We start from the raw sequence: 26,315 nt of genomic DNA on the forward strand, positions 1-26,315 counted from the left end.
GGCGCGTGGTCGCGCTCCTGCGAGACGATCGCGGGAACGCGGCGATCGAGGCAGCCATTGTGGTGCCGGTGCTGATCGTGCTGGTGCTGCTGTTCATTGCAGGTGCCCGTCTGTCGTTGGCCGGGCAGAAGACCGACGCCGCCGCCCAGGCCGCCGCCCGTGCCGCCTCCCTGGAACGCACCCCCGGCGAGGGTCAGAACGCCGCACAGCAGGCGGCCGAGCGGGCTCTGTCGGGCGAGCAGCAGGCGTGTTCCAGCATCCGCGTGAGCGCCGATACGTCAGGTCTCGCCGTGCCCGTCGGGCAGGTTTCCGCCGTCACGGTGACGGTGGCGTGCCGGGTGCCCGTCGGCGATCTGATGCTGATCGGCGGCGGACCCGGGGTGCGCACCGTGACCAGCACGTTCACGTCCGTCGTTGACGCCTACAGGGGCCGCTCATGACCCGATTCCAGCTCCGCGAACACGGGCGCCGTCTGCGGTTCGACGACCGCGGCGGCATCAGCGTCTTCGTCGCGATCATCGCCGGACCGCTGATTCTGCTCGCCGGCCTGCTCACCGTCGACGCTTTCGGCGCCCTGCGCGCGAGGGAGAACGCCGACGCTGTGGCCATTGAGGCAGCCCGCGCCGCCCAGCAGGCCGTCGACCTGGACACAGCCATCCCGGCCAAGGGGGTTCGGGTCGATCCTGCCGCCGCGACGGCGGCCGCACGCACGTATCTGGCGCGCGCCGGGGCGAGGGGAACGGTGCGCATCGGTGCCGGCGGTCGCCGGATCACGGTGACGGTCACCGGCTCCTATCGCGGCACGTTCTACCCCCACACCTACACCCATCACGTCAGCAGCACCGCGACGTTGTTGTTCGGCACGACGCAGCCCGAGGACGGCGAGACTCCATGAACCGCTCCCCCGCACCCGCTTCGACCCGGCGCCCACGCCGAACGGCAGCGCTGCTGCTGCGCGCCGTCGGCGCTCTCGTGGCCCTGGTTCTCACCGTGGTGGCCCTGCCGTGGCTGCTGTGGCAGGCGAGCGTGGCGCTCGCGCCCGGTGGCTGGGACGGGTTGCAGCACCTCTTCACCCGTCAGGACACCGGAAGTTTCGCCCTGCTGGCCGTGTGCGTGATCGGCTGGCTCGCCTGGGCGAGCTTCATCCTGTCCCTGCTGCTGGAGATCCCTGCCCAGCTGCGCGGCGTGCGCGCACCGCGCCTGCCCGGCATCCAGGTGAGTCAGCGCGCGGCTGCTGCGCTGGTCGGCTCACTGCTCGTGCTCCTGCCGACCGGTACGGCCCTGGCAGCCACTCCGGCCGAGGCCGCGCCACGCGCCGAGACCTCCGTGACCGTCCCGGCACAACCAGGAGCCGGCGACCACGCGACGTCGCCCGCTGCCACTGCCCCCGGCAGCACAGCACGACAGGCCGCCCACAGTGCGCAGGACACCTACACAGTCCGCGACACGCGGCCCGCTGAAAGCCTGTGGAGCATCGCCGAGCGTCTCTACGGCAACGGTGAGGCCTACACGCACATCGCGCAGGCCAACGAGGGCAGGGCCATGGCCGACGGACAGACCTTCCACGCCGACGCCCCCATCCGGCCGGGCTGGATCCTGCAGCTGCCGGCCGAGGTGCCCCGCATCGACGCGCAGCACCCGGCAGATCAGGAAGAGGCGGGGCTGCAGACGCAGACTGCTGCCACACAGCCCGCCGCAACGGCGCATGTCGTCGAGGGCGGCGAGTCGATCTCTGAGATCGCGAAGGATGAGACCGGTGACGCGACCAACTGGCCCCATCTGTATGCGGCCAGCCGAGGCGCCCAGCCGGATGGCCTGCCCCGCATCACCGACCCGAATCTAATCTTCCCCGGGCAGCGGATCACCATCCCCACGGCAACTGCCCCTCACGACCAGCAGGATGACTCCTCCGGACAGCAGGACCAGGAACAACCCGCAGAGTCGGACCATCATGCGCAGCAGCCCCCGCGCGCCGGCAGCGGACCGGACCAGGACGACCACGACTCCGCGTACAAGCCGGATCACGGCAGCGGATCCGGAGAAACGGCAGCCTCCCCGAAGCCGACAACAGAGCACAGCAAGAGCCCGGCATCTTCGTCCGCGCAGCCCAGCAACACGCAGCGCCCCGTGTCCCCCTCTGCGCAGCCCAGCCACAGTGCCCGCCCGTCAGCGCCTGCCACGGCCTCACCGTCGGCGTCTTCGCCCGAGCAGGAGCACTCCCCCGCCGCATCGCAGAGTTCCGCCACGAACAACGCGAATGACTCCTCTTCCCTCGTGTCCACGCGGACAGCTACAGGGGCATTCGCACTGCTGGCTGCCGCCCTGACCGGGACGCTCGCGTTTCGGCGGCTGCGGCAGCGGCGCTCACGAAAGCCCGGCCAGAGTCTGCCCGAGGCGGTGCCGACCGCTGTGGAGGCCGAGCTGGAGCAGGCAGCGGGTGACGAAAGTGCCGGAGTGCTGCGCCTGCACGCCGCCCTGTCGGCCCTCGCCCACCAGACCGGCGGCACTGGCCCTCCGCTGCGGGCCGCCCGGATCACCACTGACGGCGTCCAGGTCCTGCCCGCCGACGTCGCGGCCCAGCCCGTGACGCCGTTCACCACATCTCGAGCTGGCTGGTGGGAACTGCCGGACACGGACGACCTGCCCGTTCCCGAGGACGGGTCGGCCACGACGACAGCTCCCTATCCGGCACTTGTCACCCTCGGCACCGACCCAGGCGGCGACTTGGTGCTGGCGAACCTGCCCGCGCTGGAAGTCCTTCTCGTCGATGGCGAGCCGGACGACCGCACGGAAGTCATCGCCGCTCTGGCAGCCGAACTCACCCTCGCCCCCTTCGCCGAACATGTCGAGGTCGTCGCCAGTGGAATGGGCAGCATGGGCGCCGATCTCGCCGCCCTCGGTGTCCAGTACCTGCCCGACCCGCGCCTAGCAGCCACAGAATTCGCCGCGCGGCTGCTGGAAGCCCACCAGGAACCCGAGGACTCCGCGCTGCCGTACGTGCTGCTGTGCGCCGGCCTGGACGACGACGTCGCCTGGCAGTTCGCGCAGAGCCTGGACAAGGCCCAAGGTCTGGTCCCCGCCGTGCTCGTCATGCCCTCCACAGCGAGCACGATGTTCCCCGACGCCGAAACCGTTGATGCCGCAACGAGTGAACCCCAGCGCATCGACACGATCGGCTGCGACCTTGTGCTGCAGCGCCTCGATGCCGGATCGATCGCGGAACTGGCAGAAGCCTTCCGCCAGAGCAGCAAACAACCAGTAGACGCAGACGGCGTCTGGGAGCACGTCCTACCGGAGACCACCGCGCTGCCCGACCCCGCTCCACCCGTGACTGCGGTGCCCAACCAGGCCCAAGACGTCGGCGACAGCGCCGACCCCCTCCCTGCTGAGGGCCAGGCGGCTGTTCCGGTCGGATTCCAGGCGTTCCTGGGTGCTGCGGCCGACCCTGGCCAGGCCCCGCTCACGGCTGTTCAGACCCCGCCCGCGCCCAGCACAGAGCCCAGCTCTGGTGAGGGCCAGCCGGAGCGGATCGGGCCTCGCTTCCGCATTCCGCCCTCCCACACCATCCTCACTCCCGAGCGCGTCGCCGCGATCGGCGAGACGGACGAGGACAAGGCACTCAGCGAAGCCAGGCCCGACGACACTACGCCCAGATTGCGGCTCCTCGGCGGGCTTCGCGTGGAGAACGCCGACCTCGAGCCGCGCCTCATCGAACTCGCGGCTCACCTGCTGCTGCGCCCGGGCAGCAGTGCCGAAGTGCTGTGTGAGGACCTAGGCAACCGGGAACCGTGGTCGGCATCCACCCTCAATGCACGGCTGAGGGAACTACGCAGGCGGCTCGGCACGGACCCCGACGGCGTTCTGTACGTGGCGCAGCGGGTGAGTAAAGCCTCCCCCTATGCGCTGTCGGACACGGTGCGCTGCGACTGGCACGAGTTCGAGCGGCTCGCCGAACTCGGCATCAGCCGCGGCGAACAGGGACTGCACTACCTCGAACGCGCCCTCGCCCTCGTCGCAGGCGTGCCGCTCGGTGAACATGCGTCGTCCTGGATGGTGCCGCTGCGCACCTACATGCAGGACCGGATCGCTGACGTCGCCTCCACGGTGGCCACATATCGCACGCTGGCCGGTCCCCATCAGGACTTCCCCAGCGCACGCCAGGCCTGCGCGACCGGCCTGTTGGCGGACAGCCTCGCCGAGACCCTGCACCGGGCGATGCTGAAGATCGAAGCGGCCGCGGGCAACCGGACGGGGCTGCGCACCGCCGTCGCGCACTGGCAGGACGCGACCAGACACCTCAGCGAAGTCGACACCACAACCCAGGCCCTCGTCGACAAACTGCTGTCCGCATAGCGACGCAGGGCAAGTGGCGGGCTCTGCCTGCGGATTTCCCGCCCTGGCGCACGGTCTGGGGGTTCATGGCCCGCTGGGCCGCGGCCGAGATCATCGGCCAGCTCCGTGACCATCTCGCCGGGCGGATCTGCCGCGACATGGGCAAAGGCCCCCGGGCGGTGGCCACCGTGATTGACTCCCAGAGCGTGAAAGCCGCGGAGACCGTCTCCAAGGCCACCCGCGGCTACGACGCGGGCAAGAAGATCAACGGCCGCAAGCGCCACCTGGTCGTCGACACCCGCGGCCTACCCCTCATGGTCATGGTCACCCCCGCCGACCTGCACGACGCCGCAGCGGCGAAGGAAGTCCTGTTCCGCCTGCGCCTGATGCACCCCGAGATCACGATCGTCTGGGCCGACTCCGCCTACGCCGGGAAGCTCGTCGACTGGGCGAAACAGCACCTCAACCTCACCATCAAGCCCGTCAGCCGTCCCAAGGACGCCTCCGGCTTCGTCGTGCTCCCCCGCCGCTGGGTCGTCGAACGCAGTCTGGCGTGGATGATGCACGCCCGCCGCCACGCGAGGGAATACGAACGGGTCATCCAGCACTCCGAGACCCTGATCACCTGGGCAGCCATCGCCCTCATGACCAGGCGCCTCGCCCGGAAAGGCGCCACCCCCAGCTGGCCGAGGAAACCGGCGCCGACCGATGCTTGAGCCTCTGGCCAGCCGAACGAGGCCTGGTGTGAGCCGCTACCGGCGGCGGCAGCAGAACTCGGCATGAGTGGGACGGGGAGAGGCGCGGGAGACGATGTCGAACCCGGCGCGTTGCAGCATGCCCTCGACGATCCAGGTGTAGGTGGAGTACTCCTCTCGGACATGGGCTTCGAAGTCGGTCTTGGTGAAGCCCTCGCCGTCCGGACGGCCTGCTGCATCGATCCACTGCTGCAGGTGGGTCTCTGCGCTGGAAGGCTCGAAACTGAAGATCACGTCCCACAAGTAGAAGACCCCGCCACGACGGAGCATCCCGGCTGCGTTGAGCAGGGCCTGCTGCTTCCAGAAGTCCGGAAGCTGGTGCAGGGCCGACTTCGTAGTCACCACGTCGGCGAGAGGACCCTGGTGGGTGTAGTCGAGAAAGCCGGCGTGGTGCCACTGCGGTGCAACACCGAACCGATCAGCCCGCGCCTTGGCGAAGACCAGCATTTCCTCGGAGACATCCACACCATGCGCGACGGCCCCGCGCCGTGCGGCCTGGACAGCCAGTGAACCGGTACCGCACGCGAGATCGACCAGTTGGATGCCTGCGCTGACGCCCAAGCGGTCCAGCAGCGCGTCGTCAGCTTGGGGGTCAGTGCCCTGGTTGCGGTCGTAGGCAGCGACTGCGGCCTTGCTGCCCAAGTCGATGCCGACCGGCGCATATTCGGAGAAGTACCAGACAGGACGGGAATGTGTCGTGTCGCTTCGTGGCATGCCCCGTTTGTAGGCTCCCCACAGGACTTACGGCAACGACAACTTACGTACCGCGGCATTGCGAAAGGTGAAAGGTGCAGGACCACGACCAGTACCGCCTCTTCCTCCACCTCGCGGAGACGCTCAGCTTCACCCGCACCGCTGCTGACTGCCACGTCAGCCCTGCCACGCTGTCCCGCACCGTGCAGCGGCTTGAGGCCGCCACCGGACACCGCCTACTCGACCGCGGCCCTCACGGGGTATGCCTGACCACGCACGGCCGCGCCTTCCGACAATATGCAGCCGAAGCCCTGGACCTATGGACCCGCTACCGCAGCGACGGTGCAGCAGACGACGACCTCAGCGGACACCTGCGGGTGTTCGCCTCCGTCACCGCATGCCACACCCTCCTGCCCGACCTGCTTGCCCCCCTGCGCGAGGCGCACCCGCGCGTGAGCATCTCCTTACGCACCGGCGACGCCGCAGCCGCCCTTGCCCTGCTCGACCAGGGCGAGGCCGACCTTGCCGTCGCAGCCCTCCCAGCCCGGATTCCCGCCACCGTGCTCGCCCGGCAGATCGCGCAGACCCCGCTCGTCCTCGTCCAGGCCAGGCCCCCGTTGGCCGACGAGGAGTTCACCGCCACAGCGGAGCCCTTCGTCCTGCCACGGCAGGGACTCGTGCGCGCTGCCGCAGACCAGTGGTTCCGAGACCTGGGCATCCATCCGCACATCGCTGCCGAGACCGAAGGCCATGAAGCGCTGCTCACCCTTGTCGCTCTGGGCTACGGCACGGGCATCGTCCCCGATCTTGTCCTGCAACACAGCGGACTCCGCTCCAGACTTCGCCAGGTGACTGCCCCATCCGTACCAGATCGGCTCACCATCGGCGTCTGCATCCGACGGGCCGACGTACACCGCCCCTTGGTCGCCGCAGCCTGGGCGGCAACCCAGCCGGGCAGAGCGGACCGCCTAGCTCAGCTGTGAAGGGGTTCGAAAACACGCACTTATGGTGTCGCGGGGGTCGTCTCGGTCACCGCGGGGCAGTCATGTTGGCGGGGCGGGGGACCCACGACGTTGAGGACGGGGTCTTCCCCCTCCGGGATTTCGAAGACGAAAACGACGCCGGAGGACATGGCCTGGACCGAGCATTGGTTGCCGAAGGTCAAGGGTGTGTATGGCCGCCAGGTGCAACCGGCGCGATCGAGAGATTCGATCACGTCGGCATACTTGAGGTTGCCGGGGAATGCTTCCCTGCCGACCAAGCCGGCAGGGAGATCGATGCCATCACGCCAGGTCTGAAGACAGATCAGGATGATCTTCTGGCAGCGGCAGACACTCAGCTCAAGGTCTCCGTAGGCGAACAGGCGCGGCCATGAGTGACGCTTCCCGATGACCACCTCAAAGGGCTCGCCGAGCACTGCGGTGACCGTGTCCCAGGCGGCGCCGTTCGAGAGCGGACCCAGCTGTCCCGACTGGGCGAATTCCGTCAGGACGTCGAGTAGCTCCATGGGGCGGGAGCCTGTCATCTGCGGTGCCGGGCTGTCCATCGGCTTTGGGCAGGCCACGGAGGCGACGGAACGTGGCGGCGGGTCGGTGGTCATTCGGTCGCATGGCTTTCGGTGATGGCGAGACGGGCGGAGGACTCGTCCATGATGCCCTTCTCGTCGGCGAACGCCGCGAACCAGTGCCTTCGCGCTCACACTGAGAGCCGTTCAACACGCAGTGCGGTCCGGCCGGAAGCCGGTTTGCTGGACTTCGCGGAGCATCAGGTCTCCGAGTTGCGCAGGGGACTATCACTCGTTGCGCGGCCATTGCCAGTGGCCTCACGTCAACGAGTTGAGCAGCAAGAAAGTGCAGGTCAAGGCAGTGTGCAACTTCGTTGAACTGCGCAAGGCCTTGCTGTGTAGCTGTCGGCCACTGCGCAGATGAGTGCGCACCTCCCCTGTATTGCGCAGTGGGTACGGCTACGGGTGCGCACTGCTGTGGTGGCTGCGCAGGGCGTGGTAGCGGCGCTCGAACCCGGACGCGAGATGCTCGGCGCGCTGCAGATCGTCGAGGGTCAGCTGCCGGTTGCCCGACTTGATTCCGTCGTCGGCGAGCCGATGAAGCAGTGCTTCGTATGTCGGGGGTTCACCCAGGCGCTCGTATGCGTCGGCCCACCGGCGGTAGATGCGCTGCTCCAGTGCATACCGGCGCAGCGTGCTCGGGCTGACCGGCCGTCCCTTGTCGCCCAGTACGCCGGAGGCAGCGAGCTGTTGGGATATCTCCTCCCAGGCTGCTCCACCCTTGGGCTCCATGCCGTGGGTGTCCACGTAATTGTGGTAGACGCGGTAGTACCGGTCGGGGTTCGTGAGCCGTGCGAGCTCCTCCCCCGCATCCCCTGCGTCGTCCTGCGTCGTGGAAGTGTCGAGGGCTACGTCGATCTGCGCGCGGTCCCGCTGCGAGGGAACCGGCGCCACGTCGTCCGACGGAGTCTGGCTTGCCGCCAGCCCCTCGGCGGGCGTCGTGTCCGCGGCGCTAGGGGCCGGGAGCTGCTCCGCTGTGACCTCGGCGGGCAGCAGGTGCGGCTCGGGAGCGTCCAAGTTGTAGCGCTCTCGCAGGTACTGCGCGAACACTGCCGTATCGGGTGAGTCGCCGAACTCCTCGACATAGGCGCGGGCCACATCCCAGTAGAACGCCGCCCACGTCTCCTCTGAGACCGGCACCTCAGCCTGCGGGCCTTCCGCGTCCCCCGTGGCCTGGTGGCCGCCGTTCACTTCGACCCTGGCCGCACATACGGCCAGGAGCGGCGTCAGATCCGTCTCCGGCAGCGGGCTGCCGTCGTCCTGGGCAGCGCCCCACTCGTCCCGCAGATGGTGAGCGAACTGGGCCGCCGTCGGAACGACCTGATACTCAGCCAGGAAGTCCTCGTAGGCGCTGAAGTAGTCGATCGGGCCCGCCGTCTCGACAGAGTGCTCCGTCTGCTGAGCGAACGACGGGCTCGAAGGCTCTGCCGCAGGAACCTCTACGGCGTCGATCGACGGCTCCAGCTCCGGAGCTGCCAGCTGCGGTGCGGCCGGCAGCAGCCGTGCTTCGATCCCCGCTGCCGCCAACCCTTCCGGAGCGGTCTGGGCGAGCGGGACGCCGTAGCGCGCGAGGCGCAGCGGCATCAGGGACTCGACGGGGGCCTTGCGGCGCCAGGCGCGGCCGAAACGGGAGTGCAGACGGGCCTGGTAGACGAGACGGTCCTGCTCCAGCTTGATGACCTGCTCGTAGGAGCGCAGCTCCCACAGCTTCATGCGGCGCCACAGCAGGAACGTGGGCAGCGGACAGAGCAGCCAGCGCGACAGGCGCACGCCCTCCATGTGCTTGTCGGCCGTGATGTCCGCGATCCGGCCCACCGCGTGCCGCGCCGCCTCGATGGAGACGACGAACAGGATCGGGATGACGGCGTGCATGCCGACGCCGAGGGGGTCCGGCCAGGCCGCCGCGCCGTTGAACGCGATCGTCGCCGCGGTCAGCAGCCACGCCGTCTGGCGCAGCAGGGGGAACGGTATGCGGATCCAGGTCAGCAGCAGGTCCAGGGCGAGCAGGACACAGATACCCGCGTCGATACCGACCGGGAACACATAGGAGAAGTTCCCGAACCCCTTCTGCAGCGCCAGCTCACGAACGGCCGCGTACGAACCCGCGAAACCAATACCGGCGACGACCACCACACCAGCGACAACCACCCCGATGAGTACGCGGTGCGTCCGCATCAGCTGTGGCGCGGCCACACCACCCTCCGGCCCTAACTCACCCTCTGCTCCTCCCCCGCCCCGCACGCCCAACAACCCCCATCACCTCTCGCGGTCAACTCACCCCTCACACTTCACTTTTGCACACCCGAACAAGTCACGACACAGGGAATCAACAACTGGCCAGTTGCACACCGGTTGTTCCAGACGACAGCGCGCCTGGCGGCGCCGTCGGCACACTCCTCAGCGGGTGGAAGCCGAGGGCGCCTGATCGCAAGTGTGGTGCGAGGGCCGGCATGGGAATCCGGATGAGAGAGTTCGGTTGCCCAAGTGGCCCCAGAACTCCCTGCCCGGCGGCATGGCACGGACTGAGGGCCGAAATGGTCCAGATGCGCAGGGCCGCGTTGAGGGGCCGCTGGCTCACAGATATCGGCGTTCGAACGACACGATGTCCAGCCGCCGCGCATCCGGTGCTCTGGCTGCTCTACCGCAGTCGCGGAGGCTTTTGTGGCTGGGGTATCGAGGGGAGGATCTCCCACAACGGCCGACGGCCGCGGGCCCACTGCTCGAGCACGCGTCGGTCGACCAGATGCAGACGCTGCTGCCAGGCGAACACCCGGGCGGGCTGGGAAATCTTCCCGTTGGTCACCATCACGACGACATCACCGCCGAGCACCGGCCGGCCGGTGCCGTTGAGGGTCTGCAACTCCAAAGTGCCAACCGCCGAGCCGTCGAGGCCCTTCTTACGGTGCTTGCACTGGATCACCCTTCTCTGCACTAGCAGGGTTGAGGAGCTGTCAGGCGAGTGGGACGAAACGGTTAAGGAGGAACCGGGTCTTGCTGTCCGGTTCGATGACGGTGGACTCAACTCTGTAGCGACCAGCATCAAGATCGAGCGTGATGCCCTGCGTGAGGGTGCCCACCTCGGTGCCAAGATAGGCAGAGTCGAAGATGACGAGAGGTCCGGCGGTCCTCATCTCCGGCCCGCCGGTCCACTCCGTGGCGGCCAGCGAGTCAGTGATCAAGCCGGCGACGTCCTCCTCGGTTTCCGCGTAGCACCATCGTGCGATGACTCCGTGCTCGGGCAGGACAGTCGTAGACATCGGCTCGTCTGCGAATACGAGGGCCTCGTCGCCGCTCGCCAGCATCAAGACGGCGACCCCGTCGACGATCTCGCAGGCCCGGTCATAGTCATCGCCCTCGGTGCCACTCCACTGCGGCACTGCGGTCGATGGAACGGCGGCAAACGGGCCACCGTTCGTGTCATGCCAGTTCAGGGTCATTTTCGTCCTCGGGACAGCTCAGCCGTTGATCGCGTCAGCGTATGCCTCGATCAAGGGTGCGCGTTCTCACCGTCTCGGCCGTGGGCGGCCCCCCGGACCGAACGCGTTCCCGAGTTGGTGCAGTTAACAGACCAGTACCGGCCGAGAGGATCGTGGCCCTTCACATCCGCGCCGAGGTCCCCTCGTCCACCGCAGCGCAGTGCGTTGCGCGAGCCGTCACGGGCGAGCAGATCACGTATGGCGGTCTCAAAGGCGCTGTGGTGCATGGCATCCAGCTGTCCGAGCGAGTACGTCAGGCCCTCGACCCGCAGCCGGGCAGAGCGCATCTGGTCGACCTGCCGGTAGATCCAGCCCGCGAGCAGGAGCAGGGCGAGGAAACCGAGCACGACCAGGATCCACCAGTGCGCCCACACTCACTGCCCGACCTTGACCAGCGCCAACGCGACGACGACAAGCACACCGAGGGCGACGAGCAGTTCCTCGTCGCTGTTGCGCCGGCGTCGGCGCGGGCTCACCGCAACACCCCCGCCGGCCCTGGACGCAACGCTCTGCGCGCGGCCCCGCCGGCGTGATCGGTGCAGTCGCATCCCCTGTTTCCAGACATGCAATCCCCCCTCCAACCGATCCCCGCCACATTCATGACAGCACCCCGCACTGACAGTCGACCCGCCGTCGAGACCACCCGACCGAGAATCGCCGACCGATGCCCAACAGCCGTACACAGGAAGCTGGTTGAGTGCCGAGCATTGTCAGTGGGTGGCGAAACCGTCGAATGTTGCGCCGAGGAAACCGGCCCCGCCCGGGGGTACTGCCCTCCTTCACCGTCGAGGACCGCCCGGGACCTACGTACGCCCCCACGTCCACCGAGACGGCACCTAGCGTCGGTGCCACGGTGACCGCAGACGGATTCGCGCGTGAGGACTGCGTGACCACGATGACGCCCCGGCCTGCGCAGGTCACCTGCGACAAAACTCCGCCCTCGTCCGGTGCTCCGATCTTCGCGGCGCTGGCTGCCCACTGGAAGGCGCAGGGGCGTGTCGTGCCGGGGCAGGTGGACCAGGAATGGGTCAAGCTGGCTGACAGCTACCCATGGCCCAGCTCATAGACCAGCGTGGTGCGTGCCCCTCCACTCCATGCCCGCACCCGCTGTACCGGCCGACAGCCTCGACCGCCTGCCCGGCCACCGAGGCTGCCGGACCGGCCGGTCAGGTTGGGCCCCTCCCAGTCCGGCAGCGCCCACCCAGTTCCTGTCCGGCCAACATCTCGCGCAGGAGCTGCATCTGGGCGCGGTCGAGCTGGATCTGCCACTGCCCTCCCACATCGCTGTCGAGGGGGTCATGGCCAGCCATTCGTGCATATGCGGAACGAGTGTGCGGTAGGCATGACCTGAAACCTCGCCCCACGGCATCGCTGTTAGGCGGACCATGCACCCCGAAATTTCCATCAGTCACCGTGACGAGAAGGGCTGGACCGTCGTCGAGGTCCACGGCGAGGTCGACGTCTCCACCGTGCCCTGGATCAGCAAGTACATCAGCGCCTGTATCGCAGCGGGCCGATATCACCTCATCGTGGACCTGGTGGGGGTGCCGTTCATGGACTCGATGGGCCTCGAGCTCCTCGTCGCCCTCGGCAAACGGGTCCGAACGCACGCCGGTGACCTAAGACTGGTGATCACGCATCCGGGTGTTCTCCAGATTTTCCGCATCACGAACCTGCACCAGTTCCTGCCGACCTATGACTCGGTAGAAAACGCGATGGAGTGACATGAGGGGCGACGACGACAGACCCCCGTCACAACTGTGACGGGGACGGATCCCGCGAGGTCCGGCCTGGCACTTGGCACCGTCTACGGCGAGATGCTCTCCCAATTTCATGGCCCAGCCCGGTCCCTGACCTGGGCTGTTCGTCCAGGCGCCGCCGCAGGACAGGCGTTGCCATGCCTCGGGTTGCGCCTGGCCGATGAGGTGGTCGATGCGCGGGCCGTGAACCTGCTGTGACTTGGGCACCGCACGACGTAAGACAGGCCGACGTCTTCCAGGCGCGACTCGTCCACCATGCTGCGCCAAGCAACCTCCAGCACGCCCGGCGCTACCCCTCCATGACGCCGAATCTCCTGCTGACTGCACAACCCCTCCCGCACCACCCCGTGGCGGCGCACCCCGACACCACGTCGGAGTACGCCGCCACACCCGTACGCGCAAAGATCAGCAGGCGAAGCGTGACCTGGCCGCGACCGCTCGCGTACCACGCACCTGGTCGCCCTGGCCGAGCGCCTGGCGGCCGAACGCCTGGAAGCCCTGGCACACATCGAGGGGCGCCGGGCAGCGGACTGCCCCGGGTACTGTTCGTCTGCAGCCACAACGCCGGACTCTCACAGCTCGCCGCGGCCCTGCTTGCCCACCGCGCGCCCAGGACATGTGACGGTGTCGTCCGCCAGCCCCCATCCCGCCCCGGTCGTCGAGCCGGTGGTGACCCAGGTCCTCACCGAGGCAGTCGGGGCGCCTGCGGCTGCACGCCGTGATTACAACGGAATGCTGGGGTCCGAAGGCAACCGGCTGGTGGAGCGCTGGCGTGCCAGTCATGAATGCGACGAGGAGGGGAGCGAGTCAGTGGTGGATGGTGTACTGGCCGAACTCTCCGAGTAGGTACGTCGACTGCGCCCGGTCGTCGATTAAGAGCGCCCACAGCGCGGTCAGGCTCCCAGCACCTGAATGCGCCAGTACGGGGCCACCTTGTACATGTCTTCAAGGAGGCAGTTGTGCGCCGGTGGAACTGGGTGTCGCGAGCAGGGCGCAAATCAACGCCTGAGTGGGGTCTGCTATCAATTACCGCATATATATGGCTCATTGCAACCTCTTCAGCACAGGCGCACGAGAGGGAGCCGCAACTACGGCGGGCGCCGGCGTTCCGAAGTGGGGCAGCTTGGGCCGCGTCAGCTGTGGTTCAGGAACGACACGACCTGGTCCTCGTACCAGCGGGCGGCACTGACACCGTGCCACGAAGCCGCTTCGTCGACCTGGTCCTCGTACCAGCGGGCGGCACTGACACCGTGCCACGAAGCCGCTTCGTCGACCTGGTCCTCGTACCAGCGGGCGGCACTGACACCGTGCCACGAAGCCGCTTCGTCGACCTGGTCCGCAGCCCGCATGTAGCGCACAGTGTCCTGCCCACGGTGGTCGTCATCTGTGTGGCGGCCGACTTGCTCGCTGCTGGTCGCGGAGGTGGCGGACACGTACTGCGTGTGCTGCACGGGAACCGCAGTCGTGGCTGCCGACGCCGAGCCGCCGGCTCCGAGAAGGGCTCCGCCGGCCAGTGCCGTGGTGGCGAGTGCGATCGAGACGCGCTTGATGATGCTGTTCATGGTCATTTCCCTTGCGAGACTGCCGCGGTTTCGCCGAGTTGGCGGCCGCCGCTTCTATGTGAACCGAGATCCGGAAATCCCGGGTCAGTCGGCTTGCCGCAAGGTCATCCGGAGGGGTGCCTCACATTCGGCTCTGCCACCGTACCCGAGGGGTGCCTCATGTTTGCGGTGAAGCTCATCACAGCACGTCGGAGGGGCGAGATTGCGATCGGAAACATGACAACAACCGAATTCGAGGGGGGCCTCATGTTACGCTCGAGTCATGAGCCACCACCACGTCCCGTCCGCGAAGGAGACACCGGCGAAACCCCTGCGTCGTGACGCACAACGCAACAGGGATGCGATCGTGGCCGCCGCCCGCACGGCCTTCTCCGAGCAGGGCCTCGGGGCATCCCTGGAGGGCATCGCCCGCGAGGCCGGCGTCGCGATCGGCACGCTCTACCGCCACTTCCCCACCCGGCTCGACCTGGTCGAAACGCTCTTCAACGCGAAGTACGCGGAACTGCTCACCGCCGCGGAAGAAGCCGCGGCCATGGATGACGCCTGGGAGGGGTTCTGCCGCTACCTGGAGAATCTCTGCAAACTGCAGGCCTGCGACCGCGCCTTCAACGACCTGGTCTCGGCACGGCTGCCCCTTCACGTGGCCGGCCGCGAGATGTTCGAACGCACCAAGGAACTCTGCAACCAGATCATGCGCAACGCCCAGGAACAGGGCGTCCTGCGCGGCGACGTCACCGCGCAGGACATCGCCTTCGTGATCTGGTCCCAAGCCGGGATCATCCAGGCCACACGCACCATCGCTCCCCAAGCCTGGCGCCGCCACCTCCACCTGATGCTCGACGCCTTCCGCACCGAGGGCGCCCACGAACTGCCCGAACCTCCTCTGACCAGCCAGCAGGTCGACCAGACCCTCGTCACTCTCGAGTGCACCAAAGAGGACTGCCACGAGCAGTCCTGACCACACGAAAGACGAGGCCGCGGACAACAGCTGCACATCACACCGGACCGGCACCTCGGCCGACCGGCCGGGCCGGGAAGACCCCGGACAACACTCCGGGCGGCACGACTACGGGCCGTCCGGCCGTCATCTTCCGGCTGCTCCGGCCCTGCGCGCTCTGCGGCGCGGCTCGCAGTGCCTCCTCAGGCCCGGGGCGATCAGCCCACGCCACGGCACTCTCGAGCACCTCGGTAACGGTCATCGCCTCGCGGGTGATCTCCGCCATCCTGCGGGCTGTCGCGGCGTCAGGTCGCATGACGACGACACGTCACGATGCAACGCCAACCGCCGGGTCGCGGTGGCCAGCGCGCGGACCATGGCGGCAGGAAGCCACCCCTGCGTGTCTGCCAGCTACCCGCATCGTTGGGCAGGTCATCGCGCGGAGAATCCGACTTCACCCCTCGGATGCGCGCGGTCCGAGGGCCCGGACCCCACGCACCGTCTCTGCCTGGCTCTCACCCATGTGACGTTCCAGGCTGGCGTCGGCCGCCAGTCCAAGGGCAGGTTAGGGAACCGGACGGCCCGGTACGCCCTCCCCCGAGGTACCGGGCTGTCCGGCATCGATCTCGGTCGATGAGCGAGGAGCTCGGCGCATGCATGCAGGCGCAGTGGCTGGGCCGGGACAAACTCGGACCCGCGCAGCGGCGGCGCTGCTGGAGAGCGTGCTGGGTGTGACAGAGGCCGGTGCGGACGAACGCCACACAGGACACGGCCAGCCAGAACGGACATCGGCCGGCCGCGGCCCACGACCTGCGGGGCCTGCTGGGCGTGGTCCGCCAGCTCATCAGATGCGGTCATCATCCCACTGGGACGGTGATCTCCCTCTTGAGGATCTTGCCGCTCGGCCCCATCGGCAGCAGGTCCACGAGCCATATCCGGCGCGGGTACTTGTAGGCCGCCACCCGGTCCTTGACGTACTCCCTCAGTTCGTCGGGCGTGGCCTGCGCATCAGGGTGGAGTACAACCACGGCCGCGACTTCCTCGCCCAGGTCGGCATGCGGGATACCTAGCACTGCGGCCATCCCGACAGCCGGGTGCTCGTGGAGTACTTCCTCGATCTCTCGCGGATAGACGTTGTAGCCGCCGCGGATGATCATGTCCTTCTTGCGGTCGACGATGTACAAGTACCCGTCCTCATCCGCGCGGGCGAGGTCGCCGCTGCGGAGCCAACCGTCGGGGATGGCGGCCTTCGTTTCCAGGGGTCGGTTCCAGTACCCCTTCATCACGTTAGGTCCCCGGACGGCCAGTTCACCGATCTCGCCCAGGGGTACGTCCTGTCCTTTGTCGTCCAGCAGCCGTACTTCCACGTCTCTGATGGGGGTACCGATGGACCCGGCCTTGCGTGGCCGGTCGGGGTGGTTGAACGTGACCACCGGGCTGGTCTCGGACATGCCGAAGCCTTCCAGCACCGGACAGTCGAACCGCTGCTCGAAGCCGTGGAGGATTTCTACTGGCAGCGAGGCGCCGCCGGAGATGCACATCCGCAGTGTTGAGACGTCCGCTCTCGACGAGTGGTGCAGCAGTGCCGCGTACATCGTCGGTACGCCTTCGAAGACGGTGGCCCGCTCGCGGGCGATGGCGTCCAGGACGGCCTGCGGATCGAAGCGAGGGATGAGGACGAGCGAGGCACCGCTGCGGACGGCCGCACTCATGGTGCAGATTTGCCCGAATATGTGGAATAGCGGCAGACAGCCCACCACCACGTCCTCGGGTGTCATCCGCTGGATGTGGATGCTGTTGACCTCGGTGTTGTGCCGCAGCCCGGCGTGAGAGAGGACGGCTCCCTTGGGGCGGCCGGTGGTGCCGGAGGTGTACAGCAGGACGGCCATGTCCTCGCCGTCCGTGTCGGCGACCTCGGCCAGCGGCTCGTGCCCGGCCAGTGTCGCGGCGAACGCGACGGGTTCAACGGCCGCATGCCGCACGCCTGCGGCGGCTGCGCCCTGCGCACCCTCCCCCGGGGCCTGATGCCACTCGAAGAGCCACACTGCGCCGGAGTCGGCGAGGTGGAACTCTGTCTCCCTGGTCTTCAGGAGCGGGTTCATCGGAACCACGACCGCTCCAGCGCGCAGGGCTCCGTAGTACAGGACGACGAACTCGGGAACGTTGGGCAGCATCAGGGCGATCCGGTCTCCCTGTCGCACGCCTTGAGACCTGAGCAGGGTGGCGGCGCGGGCGCTGCGTTCGTCCAGCTCCGCGTGGGTGATGACCTGCTCTCCCAAGCGCAGCGCGGGGCGCTCAGGCTGCTGTTGCGCTGTCTCCACGAGGAACCCTGCCAGATTGGCCATGACCCGCCTCCGTTACACGGAACCGCCGAATGTTTACATCGCCGACATCTTGCAGTCGTCTGTAGCCGTGCCCTATGGGTAGCAGAACAGCAAACAAGCCCTTGGACTGTTCCTGGCGACAATCCAAGGGCATTAAGCTGCGGAGATGAACCTTTCGGGCGTGGCTGCGGCGCTCCAGTCAAGGCTTCCGGAACTGGGTGAGCGCATGGCGCTGCGTATCCGCTCAGACGTCGACGCCTACAACGACGAGTCGCTGATTTCCCTGGACTCGCTGTGCCGTTCCTGTGCCGCCAACGCGGACTTCGTCCTGGCCCACCTGCGCCGCGGAGGCACCCCGGACGCAAGTTCGGCCCGTGAGACCGGACAGGCCCGCGCGGAGCAGGGCGTTCCGCTGGCGGACACGTTGCACGCGTACCGGATCGGCTCGGAGCTCCTGTGGACGGAGATCCTCGCGGAGGCACAGATGCACCCCGAGGTCTCCGACGATCTTCTGGTGTCGGAGTCGGCGGAGTTCTGGACTCTGTCCGGTCTGTTTGCGGAGGCGGTGGCAGTGGCCTACCGGGAGACAGCCGCGGAGCTGACCTCGCGGGGGCAGGCGAGGCGTTCAGCCCTGGTGGAGGCGCTGTTCACCGGCATCTTCGCCGAGCGCACGCTGTGGGAGGCCGCCCGCGAATTGGGACTACCTGAGCACGGGCCGTATGCGGTCGCCGTGGCGGAGGCCTGCGCATCAGGCGAGGAACCACTCGCAGGAACAGAGGCAGCACTGCGCCAGGCGAAGCTTCCTTCCGCCTGGAGGCTGTTGCCCGACCAGCAACTCACGCTGATCGCCCTGCCCACCGCGACGGCAGAAAGTACGTGCCTGCGGATCCTGCGCCGCACTCGAGCACGTGTGGGTCTCAGTCCGTGCTTCCGCTCGCTGCGGGAAACTCCGCAGGCGCTGCGCTTTGCCCGTCTGGCCCTGGCCGGACTACAGGGCACCGGTCCCGGCTTGGCCCGCTTCGACGACAACCCGCTGGCCATGGTCGTCTCTGCGGCTCCGGCCGAGGCCGCACACCTGGTGGGGGTGGTTCTCCAGCCGGTCCTCGATCTTCCTGCCGCGGAGCGATCCCGTCTCCTGCGGACTCTGGAGCACTGGTTCGCTGCCGCCGGCTCAGCCGCGGTCGCGGCCCAGAGCCTCTTCGTCCACCCCAACACCGTCCGCTACCGGCTGCGCCGTGTCGAAGAACTGACCAGTCGGCCCCTCTCCGATCCACGGGTGACGGCGGACATCGGCGCGGCACTCCTGGCAGTTCGCAACCGCAGAGGCGGGGACGGCCGCCAGGCAGCGGGTGGGGCGGATGCCCCCTGAAAGGGCCTCGCGGCGCTGCAGAGCCGCTCGGAACGGCGCCGCCCGGTGGCCACTTTCATGATCTGCGCGGGGCACCTTCAACTGCCAGCCCGGCGGCGGGCCCCTTGCCTGCCGCTTGCAGAGCACACCCGGAGAGAAGCCGGTGATGGGCCTGCCTCTCTCTGTGATGCCAGGGCCGCAAGGCCAACGTCATCGCTGCAGTGGGGTGTCACGCTCCCTGAACGCCGAAGGCAGGGTTGGCGCCCCCAACGACTTCGCCCCTCGCATCCTGGCAGCCACGGTGGCAAGCGTGATCGGTGAACTGACGCACCGGTCCGAGCCGGGCGACCTAGAGACCGCCATGGCCTTCGGCGCGAACCTCCCCATCCCCTTGAAGTGATGTGGCTACCTCAGGGCTTCTCGGGCGGGGCTACGTGCCGCGCCGGTTACGCGGGGCGAACCGGCTGCCCCATGAGCATACGTCTGCGGCGCCGCCACAACCGGGGATGTCGACACCCCCGCTCCCCGTGCAACCGCCGCCGTCACCAGGACTACGGTTTCCAGGATGCAAACCGGACACATCACAGAAATCCGGTACATTCGGATGGTGACGACCGATGTCGATGCGTTTCTTCGCGAAATCGCGCTCCGGCTCCGGCCGCGCATAGGTGAGCTGGTCAACCCCCTGGTGGCGAGCATGCGCGAGGAGGTTCCCTCGGTATGGGATCACGAGGACCTCACCGATCTCGCCACCCATTCTGCCTATGAGCACATGGACACCGTCCTCCAGGCGCTTGAACAGGGTTTCAGCCTCTCCAGCATCCGAGCTCCGCAGGCTGCCATCAGCTTCGCCAGGCGTCTCGCGGAGCGCGGCGGGCAGATCACGGAGCTGCTGCGCGCCTACCGCATCGGGCACGCCACCGCCCTCGCCATGGTCCGGCAAGAGGCGGCTCGCCTCACCACCGACCCCAAGCTGCGTGATGCGGTGACCGACACACTGATCGCGGGATCCTTCGACTACATCGACCTCACCTCCGAACAAGTAGTGACGGCCTTCCAGCAGGCACGGGACAGCCGGCTGCAGCGGCGGCTCATCGTGGTCAACGAGGCGAGCCGGCTGATCGGCACCAGCCTGGACATCGTTCGCACCGCTCAGGAACTGGCCGAAGTCGGGACCGCGCATCTGGCCGACTTCGTCACTGTGGATCTCCTCGACGCTGCCCTGAGCGGAGAAAGCCCTCCTCCTGCACAGGATGCCCTGGCAGTGCGGCGCGTCGCCCAGCACTCCGTGCTGGGCGACTGTCCGGAGTCGGCGCTGCCCACTGGCAGCACACACAGCTTCGCAAGAAGGTCGGCCCCCGCCGACGCGCTGGCCGCCGGACGTCCCCTGCGTCACCGCATCACCTCTGCCGATATCCCGGCGTGGCTCGCCCCATCCAAGGACCAAAGGCGCCGAATCGACGACTTCGGCATCCACGCGATGCTGCTGATCCCGCTCTGGGCCCGCGGCAGTCCCCTGGGAATCGCGCAGTTCTTCCGCCACCGCAACGCCGCGCCGTTCGACGACGACGACCTGCTCCTGGCCCAGGAGATCACTTCCAGAGCGGCCGTGTATATCGACAACGCCCGCATGTACACCCAGGAACGTGCCACCGCGCTGGCCCTCCAGCGAAGCCTGCTGCCGAACCGCGTGTCCCAGCGCGGCGCCGTCGAGACAGCCGCCCGTTACCTTCCCTCCGGAGCCCGGGCTGGTGTGGGCGGCGACTGGTACGACGTGATCCCCCTTTCCGGAGCCCGGACGGCCCTGGTCATCGGTGACGTGGTCGGCCGCGGCCTGTACGCCGCGGCGACCATGGGGCGCCTGCGCACGGCGGTGCGCACGCTCGCGGATATCGATCTGATGCCCGACGAACTACTTACCCACCTCGATGATGTAGTCATCCGGCTGCAGCACGAGGAGGGCCAGGACATGGACGGGATCAGCGCCACGTGCCTGTACGCGGTCTACGATCCCGTGACACGGATGTGCTCGCTGGCCAGCGCTGGACATCCGCTGCCCGCCGTGGTGCTACCCACAGCCGAGGGCTGTCCTACGGAACCGGACTTCGCCGATGCACCGATCGGACCGCCCCTGGGGCTGGGGGGTCTTCCCTTCGAGACCGCCCAGCTCGAACTGCCGGAAGGCAGTCTTCTCGCCCTGTTCACGGACGGCCTCGTCGAGAGCCCCGACCACGACCTGGGCCACGGGCTGGCCAAGCTCCTTGATTGCCTAGGCCAGACCGACTCTTCGCTGGAAGGTGCCTGCGACCAGCTCGTGGACGATCTGCTCCCCTCCCGGCCGGCAGACGACGTCGCCCTCCTCCTAGTCCGCACGCACAGGCTGGACGCCAATCACGTCGGCACCCTGGAACTGCCCTCCGCTCCTTCGGCGGTTTCCCGGGCGCGCTCTTACGCGACCGACCAGCTGAGCGCCTGGAACCTGGACGAACTGGCCTTCAACACGGAACTCATGGTCAGCGAGCTCGTCACCAACGCGATCCGCTACGGACGAGATCCCATCCGGCTCCGGCTGATCCTCCAGTCCACGCTCACCTGCGAAGTCGCGGACGCCGCCAGCACCTCTCCTCATCTGCGCCGCGCCAGGATCTTCGACGAAGGCGGCCGCGGCCTGTTCCTCGTGGCGCAACTCGCCGCAAGATGGGGCACCCGCTACACACGGGACGGCAAAGTGATCTGGGCAGAGCAGCCCCTTCCTGATTCCTCCTGACCCTCCGCCCCGGGTCAGCGCGGCAGGGTCGGCACGTCTCTGCCCGCCCGTCGGAACACACGTGCTCAGCAGCTGATCGACCGGTCCAACCCGGCCTTGCCTGCTGCCCTGTTCGGCAGGAATCCGCCCGGCTGCCCAGGGTCGGGCTTCGGCGCGGGCCTCTTGCGCATGTTGCGGATCTAGGGGTCTTCGTGCGCGATGAAGTCGTGCTCACGAACCAGGCCGAGCACGGTCTTATGAGCGTGGTCGAGCCGCTGACTGCACTCTGCCGTGCAACGCCGCGACCTTCTCCACCGCCCGCTGGTGGTTACGGCTGCGGTTCTTGGTCTTGCGGCGGCCTTGCGGGCGTGGCGCGGGTTGGGGACGTGTTCACCATTGGACGTGGCGAGGAACGAGGCGACGCCAAGATCGATGCCGACCACTGAACCGGTCGCGGGCAGCGGCTCGGGCCGGGGCAGCTCGGCACTCAATACGAGGAACCACTTGTGGCTCTCCCGCTTGGCTGACACGGTCTTGACCTTGCCGATGACCGCGCGATGCTGGTTGCCCTTGACGTGCCCAACGCCCTGGAAGCGGAGGCGGGTGACGGGATCGTGCGGGGTGGAGTTCCACCGGAAGCCGTCCCCGCTTCCCGGGAAGTCCACCGTGTCGAACCAGTCCCCCACCAAAGCACGGATAGCCGGGCTTGTCCCCATCTTTGATCCGAGGGAAGAACGCGGCGAACGCCTTGTCCAGCCGGCGCGACGTCGCCTACTGCGAGCTCTCGCCGCGCGGCTGGAGTGGTTAGCCGAACTCGGGAGCGCCCTGAATCGTCTGAATGATCCCTGATTCGCGGTCGCGAACTGCTTTCGCGGCATCGACGAACGCGGTGACAAGCGGATTCAGTTGATTGGATCGGTGAGCCACGGCGACAGTCGAGCCGGGATAGTCATCGATCGTTATGAATCGCACGCCGGGGTGGGACGAGTAGCGACGTGCCGCTGCCGGCGTGATGTTGCAGGCCATCCCAGCGGCGACGACTTCCACTTCTTCGCTCTGCGAGTGCGTCTCGATGAGATTCTGCGGGCGCTGGCCGCCTCGGTGGTTCGCCAGGCTCCAGAAGTGTCGCCAGACGGTGTCATCGGTGCGGCCGATAGCGATCGGTTCGTTGAGGAGGTCTTCGACGCTGACGCGGTCGCGGGTGCTCAGCGGGTGTGCTGCGCTCACCCCGACCACGCAGGGCTCGGTGAAGAGGGGTGTGGTTACGAGGCCGTGCGTAGTGCTTGGCAGCCGGATGAACGCGACGTCGGTTATCGCGCCGGCCAGGCCGGCGGTGGGATCGGAGAAGTCGAACTCGTGGAGCTCGACTCGGGCGCCAGGATGGCGGTTCGTGAACTCGCTCAAGATGTGCGTGGTCAGCTCGAGCGCGGCGCCGACGATGAAGCCCACGCGCAGAGTGGCCTGTTGTCCTTGACCTATTCGCCGGGCTTCGGTCACGCCTTGGTCGAAGCGAGCGAGCGCTTCGCGAGCTGCTGCCAGGAACACTTCACCGGCGGGGGTGAGTTCCACTTTGCGGGAGGTCCGCTGCAGCAACGGTGTACCGAGGTCGGCCTCCAACTGGGCGATCTGCTTGCTCAGCGATTGCTGAGCGACGAAGAGCTTCGCGGCGGCGCGAGTGAAGTGCAGTTCCTCGGCGACCGTGACGAAGGAGCGCAGTCGGCGCAGATTCATATCCACAACCTCGGGATTGTAGATCCTGCCGACATTGATGTTTTACGTCATGCCCAACACGCCGCGACCATGAGCCATCCGCGAGCCAAAGGGAGAGCGATGACCTTCACCACAACCGTCGGTCCCAGTCCCGATCAGGGCGGCCCTGCGAATGACGCCGACGCCATCGCCGAGTTGCGCGCAGCGTTCGCCACGCAGAAAGCAGCTGTTCTGCGCGACCCCGCACCAGGCATCGACCAGCGTCGCCAGAACCTGCGGGCACTGGCCGGAGTGATCACTGGGTACCGGCACCGCATCCAGGACGCGTTGTCGGCGGACTTCGCGGTGCACCCCGCGGGGTTCGCCGATCTCGTCGAAATTCTCGGCGTGGCCGGGCGGGCCGTCTTCGCCGCCGAGCAACTCGAAGAGTGGATGGCGCCGGAACCCCGTCTCGCGGCTCCCGGGCTCCTCGGAACGGCGCAGGTTGACATGGCCTACCAGCCCAAGGGCGTCATCGGCCTGATCTCGCCCTGGAACTTCCCGTTCGATCTCTCGCTCGGTCCGCTCGCCGACATGCTGGCCGCCGGGAACCGGGTAATCATCAAGCCGTCGGAGTACACCCCGGCGTGTTCGGCTCTGCTGCGCGAGATGATGGCCGAGGTCTTTGAGCCAGAGCAGGTCACCGTCGTCACCGGTGGTCTGGAGCTGGCGCGGGAGTTCCCGACCCTAGCGTGGGATCACTTGTTGTACACCGGCAACCCCGAAGTCGGGCGTCTGGTCGCCCGGGCGGCTGCCGAGAACCTGGTGCCGACCACGCTTGAGCTCGGCGGCAAGTGTCCCGCGATCGTGCATGAGGACAGCGTCACTGCGGACACCGTTGCGCAGATCATCGGAACGAAGCTGGTCAAGAACGGGCAGATGTGTATCACCGTTGACTACTGCCTGGTGCCCCGGGCCGCGCTGGCCCAGTTCACCGAGATGGTACGGGAACACCTGCAGGAGCACGTGCCGGGTTTCGCCTCCTCGCCGGACTGCACAGGCATCATCACCGAACGCCACCTCAACCGGCTCGTCGGTCTGGTCGACGAAGCCAGAGCCCGGGGCGTGGACGTCGTGCAGATCGACGACTTCGACCAGAACGCGGCCACCCGTCAGATGCCGCTGACACTTGTGATCGACCCACCTGACGATCTCGCCCTCATGCGCGAAGAGATCTTCGGCCCGATCCTGCCGATCAAGCCCTACGACAAGGTCGAGGACGCCGTCTCCTACGTCAACCGCGGCGAGCGGCCCCTGGGACTGTACGTCTTCGCGCAGGACAGCGACGCTGCAGAACGAGTCCTGGCCACAACCGTTTCCGGCGGGGCCTGCGTCAACACGTGTGCGGTGCAGGGGGCCGTGCCGGCCCTTGGATTCGGCGGGATCGGCCGCAGTGGCCACGGCCGCCACCACGGGGTGGACGGATTCAGGGAGTTCTCCAATCCGCGCGGCATCGTCAGGCGCGGCAAGGACGACCTGATCGACGTGATGTTCCCGCCCTATGGGGACTTGCTCAACGGTGTCGTCGCCTCCGTGCTCGGTGCCGCCGGTGAAGGGGATGCCACATGACAGGGCCCGGACCGAAGGACGAGACGGCCGGAGACGAGCAGACGGTCAACGGGTTCGGATACCAGCAGGAGCTGCGCCGGTCGTTGAGCTGGTTCTCGCTGTTCTCGGTCTCGTTCTCCATCATGTCGATCACCACCGGCATCTTCCTCAACTTCACCTTCGGGATAACCCAGTTGGGGCCGGTGAGCATCTGGATCTGGCCGGCGGTGGGCGTCGGCCAGCTGCTGGTCGCGCTGGTGCTCTCCGAACTGGGGACCCGGATCCCGCTGGCCGGCGCCGGCTACCAATGGGGGGCGCGACTGATCGGGCCCGCCTACGGCTGGTTCATCGGCGCGCTGGGCATCTTGTACGCCGCGGTCGGTGTGCCGGGCATCGTCTATCTCGCGGTCGCGCCGCTGGCCGAATACGTCCTCGGTATCGACGATGCTTCGCCGCGCATGACGTTGTTCATCGCGCTTGTGGTGCTCACGCTGGCCTACCTCATCAACATCATCAGCGTGCAGGTGGCCGCTCGGATCAACAACATCGCTGTGTTGACGGAGATCCTCGGCACTGTCGTGCTGGCCCTGCTGCTGTTCTTCCTCTGGGTCGCAGGTGCCAAGGAATCGGACCACGGCATCGGATATCTCACCGAACATCACCACCTGCCTGGGCACTCGTACGGGTACGCGATCGCGTTGGCGTCCCTGGTCGGTGTGTACACACTGGCCGGGTTCGAAGCCGCGGCCGATGTGGCTGAGGAGGCAGTTGACGCCAAGCGCTCCATACCTCGCGCGATCCTCGGGAGCATCGTGGTCTCGGTGGTGCTGGGCATGCTGGTACTGATCGGCTTCACCGTGGCCATCCCCAGCGACGAGGCGCTCGCGGCCGGCGGCCTGCCCGCCGTGCTCCAGTACTGGCTCGGTGAGGGTCTCGCACGCGCTTTCGTGGGCGTGGTCGTTTTCGCGATGTTCTCGCTGATGGTGGTCTCTGCCGCGGTCATCGCGCGTCTGCTCTTCGCGATGGCGCGCGACAACATGCTGCCTGGCTCCGCCCGGCTGAAGCAGGTCAATCCCACGACGAAGACGCCGATTGCCGCTCTCCTTACGGGGTTTGTCCTCAACGTCGCGGTCGTGATCTTCGGTTACAACAGTTCCAACGCCTTCGGCACACTCGTCGGCGCTACCGCGGTGCTGCCGTATCTCGTCTACCTCCTGATCGTGCTCGCCTACGGTTACAAGCGTCGGCAACTGGATGCGATCCCTGGCGCGTTCAACCTGGGTCGCTTTGCCGGCGCCGTGTTCGGGGCCTCTCTCGCCTATCTCATCGTCGTCATCCTGACGCTCACACTGCCGGACGAGTTCCGCAGGGCGAACTACTACGTACTCGGCGGGCTGGCACTCGCCGCAGTGTGGTGGCTCGTCGGGCTGCGGCCGCGGCTCGCCCGAGGCGAGGCCGGAGCGCCTGTCCTCGGCCAGCAGCACCAGCAATCCGATGGCATCCGAGTGCAGGGGGGTTGAG

At 67.5% G+C, this 26,315-nt stretch carries 20 protein-coding genes and 3 pseudogenes; 12 read left to right on the forward strand and 11 right to left on the reverse strand.

Annotated elements, in window-relative coordinates; all coding sequences use genetic code 11:
• Window positions 1-5 precede the first annotated feature (5 nt).
• The 4 genes and pseudogenes from LGI35_RS00080 to LGI35_RS00095 form a co-directional block, all read left to right on the forward strand.
• Entirely contained in the window at window positions 6-440 is a 435-nt protein-coding gene (locus LGI35_RS00080; RefSeq protein ID WP_227291548.1) for a TadE/TadG family type IV pilus assembly protein, read from the forward strand.
• The gene (locus tag LGI35_RS00085; RefSeq protein ID WP_227291549.1) at window positions 437-895 is read left to right on the forward strand and encodes a hypothetical protein; all 459 of its coding nucleotides are present in this window, start codon (window positions 437-439) and stop codon (window positions 893-895) included. Before LGI35_RS00080 ends, LGI35_RS00085 begins: the two co-directional genes overlap by 4 nt.
• A complete protein-coding gene (locus LGI35_RS00090) occupies window positions 892-4,353 on the forward strand; it encodes a hypothetical protein (protein ID WP_341483334.1) in 3,462 nt (1,153 codons plus the stop codon). Before LGI35_RS00085 ends, LGI35_RS00090 begins: the two co-directional genes overlap by 4 nt.
• A 2-nt stretch (window positions 4,354-4,355) precedes the next feature.
• Window positions 4,356-5,039, forward strand: a pseudogene (locus LGI35_RS00095) (IS5 family transposase); the annotation flags it as partial.
• Window positions 5,040-5,084: 45 nt separating this feature from the next.
• Here the strand turns inward: LGI35_RS00095 and LGI35_RS00100 are convergent.
• On the reverse strand, window positions 5,085-5,801 hold the full coding sequence (locus tag LGI35_RS00100; protein ID WP_227291550.1) for a class I SAM-dependent methyltransferase: 717 nt from the start codon (window positions 5,799-5,801) through the stop codon (window positions 5,085-5,087).
• A gap of 74 nt (window positions 5,802-5,875) precedes the next feature.
• Here LGI35_RS00100 and ilvY point away from each other — a divergent pair, with 74 nt between their 5' ends.
• The gene (gene ilvY, locus LGI35_RS00105; RefSeq protein WP_227291551.1) at window positions 5,876-6,763 is read left to right on the forward strand and encodes an HTH-type transcriptional activator IlvY; all 888 of its coding nucleotides are present in this window, start codon (window positions 5,876-5,878) and stop codon (window positions 6,761-6,763) included.
• Window positions 6,764-6,783: 20 nt separating this feature from the next.
• Here the strand turns inward: ilvY and LGI35_RS00110 are convergent, their stop codons facing one another.
• The 5 genes and pseudogenes from LGI35_RS00110 to LGI35_RS00130 all read right to left on the reverse strand — a co-directional run bounded on the left by LGI35_RS00110 (window position 6,784) and on the right by LGI35_RS00130 (window position 11,194).
• Window positions 6,784-7,287: a hypothetical protein gene (locus LGI35_RS00110; RefSeq protein WP_227291552.1), complete on the reverse strand. Its 504-nt coding sequence runs from the start codon at window positions 7,285-7,287 to the stop codon at window positions 6,784-6,786.
• A 1,518-nt stretch (window positions 7,288-8,805) separates the two neighbouring features.
• Window positions 8,806-9,537: pseudogene (locus LGI35_RS00115) on the reverse strand (DUF2637 domain-containing protein); the annotation flags it as partial.
• Between the two features lie 445 nt (window positions 9,538-9,982).
• Window positions 9,983-10,264: a restriction endonuclease gene (locus LGI35_RS00120; RefSeq protein ID WP_390956097.1), complete on the reverse strand. Its 282-nt coding sequence runs from the start codon at window positions 10,262-10,264 to the stop codon at window positions 9,983-9,985.
• A gap of 31 nt (window positions 10,265-10,295) precedes the next feature.
• The gene (locus tag LGI35_RS00125; protein WP_227291553.1) at window positions 10,296-10,781 is read right to left on the reverse strand and encodes an Imm21 family immunity protein; all 486 of its coding nucleotides are present in this window, start codon (window positions 10,779-10,781) and stop codon (window positions 10,296-10,298) included.
• A 50-nt stretch (window positions 10,782-10,831) separates the two neighbouring features.
• Complete coding sequence (locus tag LGI35_RS00130; protein WP_227291554.1) at window positions 10,832-11,194, reverse strand: hypothetical protein; 363 nt, start codon at window positions 11,192-11,194, stop codon at window positions 10,832-10,834.
• Between the two features lie 1,011 nt (window positions 11,195-12,205).
• Here LGI35_RS00130 and LGI35_RS00135 point away from each other — a divergent pair.
• Window positions 12,206-12,544 (forward strand): STAS domain-containing protein, encoded by a 339-nt coding sequence (locus LGI35_RS00135; protein ID WP_227291555.1) that lies wholly within the window; start codon window positions 12,206-12,208, stop codon window positions 12,542-12,544.
• 153 nt (window positions 12,545-12,697) lie between these two features.
• Here LGI35_RS00135 and LGI35_RS46465 read toward each other — a convergent pair.
• Window positions 12,698-12,819: pseudogene (locus tag LGI35_RS46465) on the reverse strand (IS701 family transposase); the annotation flags it as partial.
• A gap of 385 nt (window positions 12,820-13,204) precedes the next feature.
• Between LGI35_RS46465 and LGI35_RS00140 the strand changes: the two are divergent.
• Window positions 13,205-13,426, forward strand: coding sequence for a hypothetical protein (locus LGI35_RS00140; RefSeq protein WP_227291556.1), 222 nt, complete (start codon window positions 13,205-13,207; stop codon window positions 13,424-13,426).
• Window positions 13,427-13,713: 287 nt separating this feature from the next.
• Here LGI35_RS00140 and LGI35_RS00145 read toward each other — a convergent pair whose 3' ends face one another.
• Window positions 13,714-14,142 carry a hypothetical protein gene (locus LGI35_RS00145; RefSeq protein WP_227291557.1) on the reverse strand — a complete coding sequence of 143 codons (429 nt, stop codon included), beginning with the start codon at window positions 14,140-14,142 and terminating at the stop codon, window positions 13,714-13,716.
• Between the two features lie 262 nt (window positions 14,143-14,404).
• Here LGI35_RS00145 and LGI35_RS00150 point away from each other — a divergent pair, with 262 nt between their 5' ends.
• Entirely contained in the window at window positions 14,405-15,100 is a 696-nt protein-coding gene (locus LGI35_RS00150; protein ID WP_227291558.1) for a TetR/AcrR family transcriptional regulator, read from the forward strand.
• Between the two features lie 836 nt (window positions 15,101-15,936).
• On the opposite strand, the gene LGI35_RS00155 is transcribed toward LGI35_RS00150, so the two are convergent.
• Window positions 15,937-17,424 carry a long-chain-fatty-acid--CoA ligase gene (locus LGI35_RS00155; protein ID WP_227291559.1) on the reverse strand — a complete coding sequence of 496 codons (1,488 nt, stop codon included), beginning with the start codon at window positions 17,422-17,424 and terminating at the stop codon, window positions 15,937-15,939.
• A gap of 160 nt (window positions 17,425-17,584) precedes the next feature.
• On the opposite strand from LGI35_RS00155, the gene LGI35_RS00160 reads away from it, so the two are divergent.
• Both LGI35_RS00160 and LGI35_RS00165 read left to right on the forward strand, forming a co-directional pair.
• Window positions 17,585-18,772, forward strand: coding sequence for a PucR family transcriptional regulator (locus tag LGI35_RS00160; RefSeq protein ID WP_227300151.1), 1,188 nt, complete (start codon window positions 17,585-17,587; stop codon window positions 18,770-18,772).
• Between the two features lie 583 nt (window positions 18,773-19,355).
• Window positions 19,356-21,518 (forward strand): ATP-binding SpoIIE family protein phosphatase, encoded by a 2,163-nt coding sequence (locus tag LGI35_RS00165; protein WP_227300152.1) that lies wholly within the window; start codon window positions 19,356-19,358, stop codon window positions 21,516-21,518.
• Between the two features lie 179 nt (window positions 21,519-21,697).
• On the opposite strand, the gene LGI35_RS00170 is transcribed toward LGI35_RS00165, so the two are convergent.
• Window positions 21,698-22,183, reverse strand: coding sequence for a transposase (locus LGI35_RS00170; RefSeq protein ID WP_227291560.1), 486 nt, complete (start codon window positions 22,181-22,183; stop codon window positions 21,698-21,700).
• Window positions 22,184-22,301: 118 nt separating this feature from the next.
• Window positions 22,302-23,228, reverse strand: a complete 927-nt coding sequence (locus LGI35_RS00175; RefSeq protein ID WP_264484650.1) for a LysR family transcriptional regulator — start codon at window positions 23,226-23,228, stop codon at window positions 22,302-22,304.
• Window positions 23,229-23,327: 99 nt separating this feature from the next.
• Between LGI35_RS00175 and LGI35_RS00185 the strand changes: the two genes are divergently transcribed.
• Window positions 23,328-24,815: an aldehyde dehydrogenase family protein gene (locus LGI35_RS00185; RefSeq protein ID WP_227291561.1), complete on the forward strand. Its 1,488-nt coding sequence runs from the start codon at window positions 23,328-23,330 to the stop codon at window positions 24,813-24,815.
• Window positions 24,812-26,314 carry an amino acid permease gene (locus LGI35_RS00190; protein WP_227291562.1) on the forward strand — a complete coding sequence of 501 codons (1,503 nt, stop codon included), beginning with the start codon at window positions 24,812-24,814 and terminating at the stop codon, window positions 26,312-26,314. Before LGI35_RS00185 ends, LGI35_RS00190 begins: the two co-directional genes overlap by 4 nt.
• Window position 26,315 lies beyond the last annotated feature (1 nt).

This window comes from Streptomyces longhuiensis, assembly GCF_020616555.1.
GTDB classification, from domain to species: domain Bacteria; phylum Actinomycetota; class Actinomycetes; order Streptomycetales; family Streptomycetaceae; genus Streptomyces; species Streptomyces longhuiensis.

Excerpts from the sequence above, each read along its gene's own strand:
- LGI35_RS00085 (WP_227291549.1), top strand. The coding sequence starts at position 437 with ATGACCCGATTCCAGCTCCGCGAACACGGGCGCCGTCTGCGGTTCGAC.
- LGI35_RS00090 (WP_341483334.1), top strand. The coding sequence starts at position 892 with ATGAACCGCTCCCCCGCACCCGCTTCGACCCGGCGCCCACGCCGAACG.
- LGI35_RS00100 (WP_227291550.1), bottom strand. The coding sequence starts at position 5,801 with ATGCCACGAAGCGACACGACACATTCCCGTCCTGTCTGGTACTTCTCC.
- LGI35_RS00110 (WP_227291552.1), bottom strand. The coding sequence starts at position 7,287 with ATGGAGCTACTCGACGTCCTGACGGAATTCGCCCAGTCGGGACAGCTG.
- LGI35_RS00125 (WP_227291553.1), bottom strand. The coding sequence starts at position 10,781 with ATGACCCTGAACTGGCATGACACGAACGGTGGCCCGTTTGCCGCCGTT.
- LGI35_RS00135 (WP_227291555.1), top strand. The coding sequence starts at position 12,206 with ATGCACCCCGAAATTTCCATCAGTCACCGTGACGAGAAGGGCTGGACC.
- LGI35_RS00145 (WP_227291557.1), bottom strand. The coding sequence starts at position 14,142 with ATGAACAGCATCATCAAGCGCGTCTCGATCGCACTCGCCACCACGGCA.
- LGI35_RS00150 (WP_227291558.1), top strand. The coding sequence starts at position 14,405 with ATGAGCCACCACCACGTCCCGTCCGCGAAGGAGACACCGGCGAAACCC.
- LGI35_RS00155 (WP_227291559.1), bottom strand. The coding sequence starts at position 17,424 with ATGGCCAATCTGGCAGGGTTCCTCGTGGAGACAGCGCAACAGCAGCCT.
- LGI35_RS00165 (WP_227300152.1), top strand. The coding sequence starts at position 19,356 with ATGGTGACGACCGATGTCGATGCGTTTCTTCGCGAAATCGCGCTCCGG.
- LGI35_RS00175 (WP_264484650.1), bottom strand. The coding sequence starts at position 23,228 with ATGAATCTGCGCCGACTGCGCTCCTTCGTCACGGTCGCCGAGGAACTG.
- LGI35_RS00185 (WP_227291561.1), top strand. The coding sequence starts at position 23,328 with ATGACCTTCACCACAACCGTCGGTCCCAGTCCCGATCAGGGCGGCCCT.
- LGI35_RS00190 (WP_227291562.1), top strand. The coding sequence starts at position 24,812 with ATGACAGGGCCCGGACCGAAGGACGAGACGGCCGGAGACGAGCAGACG.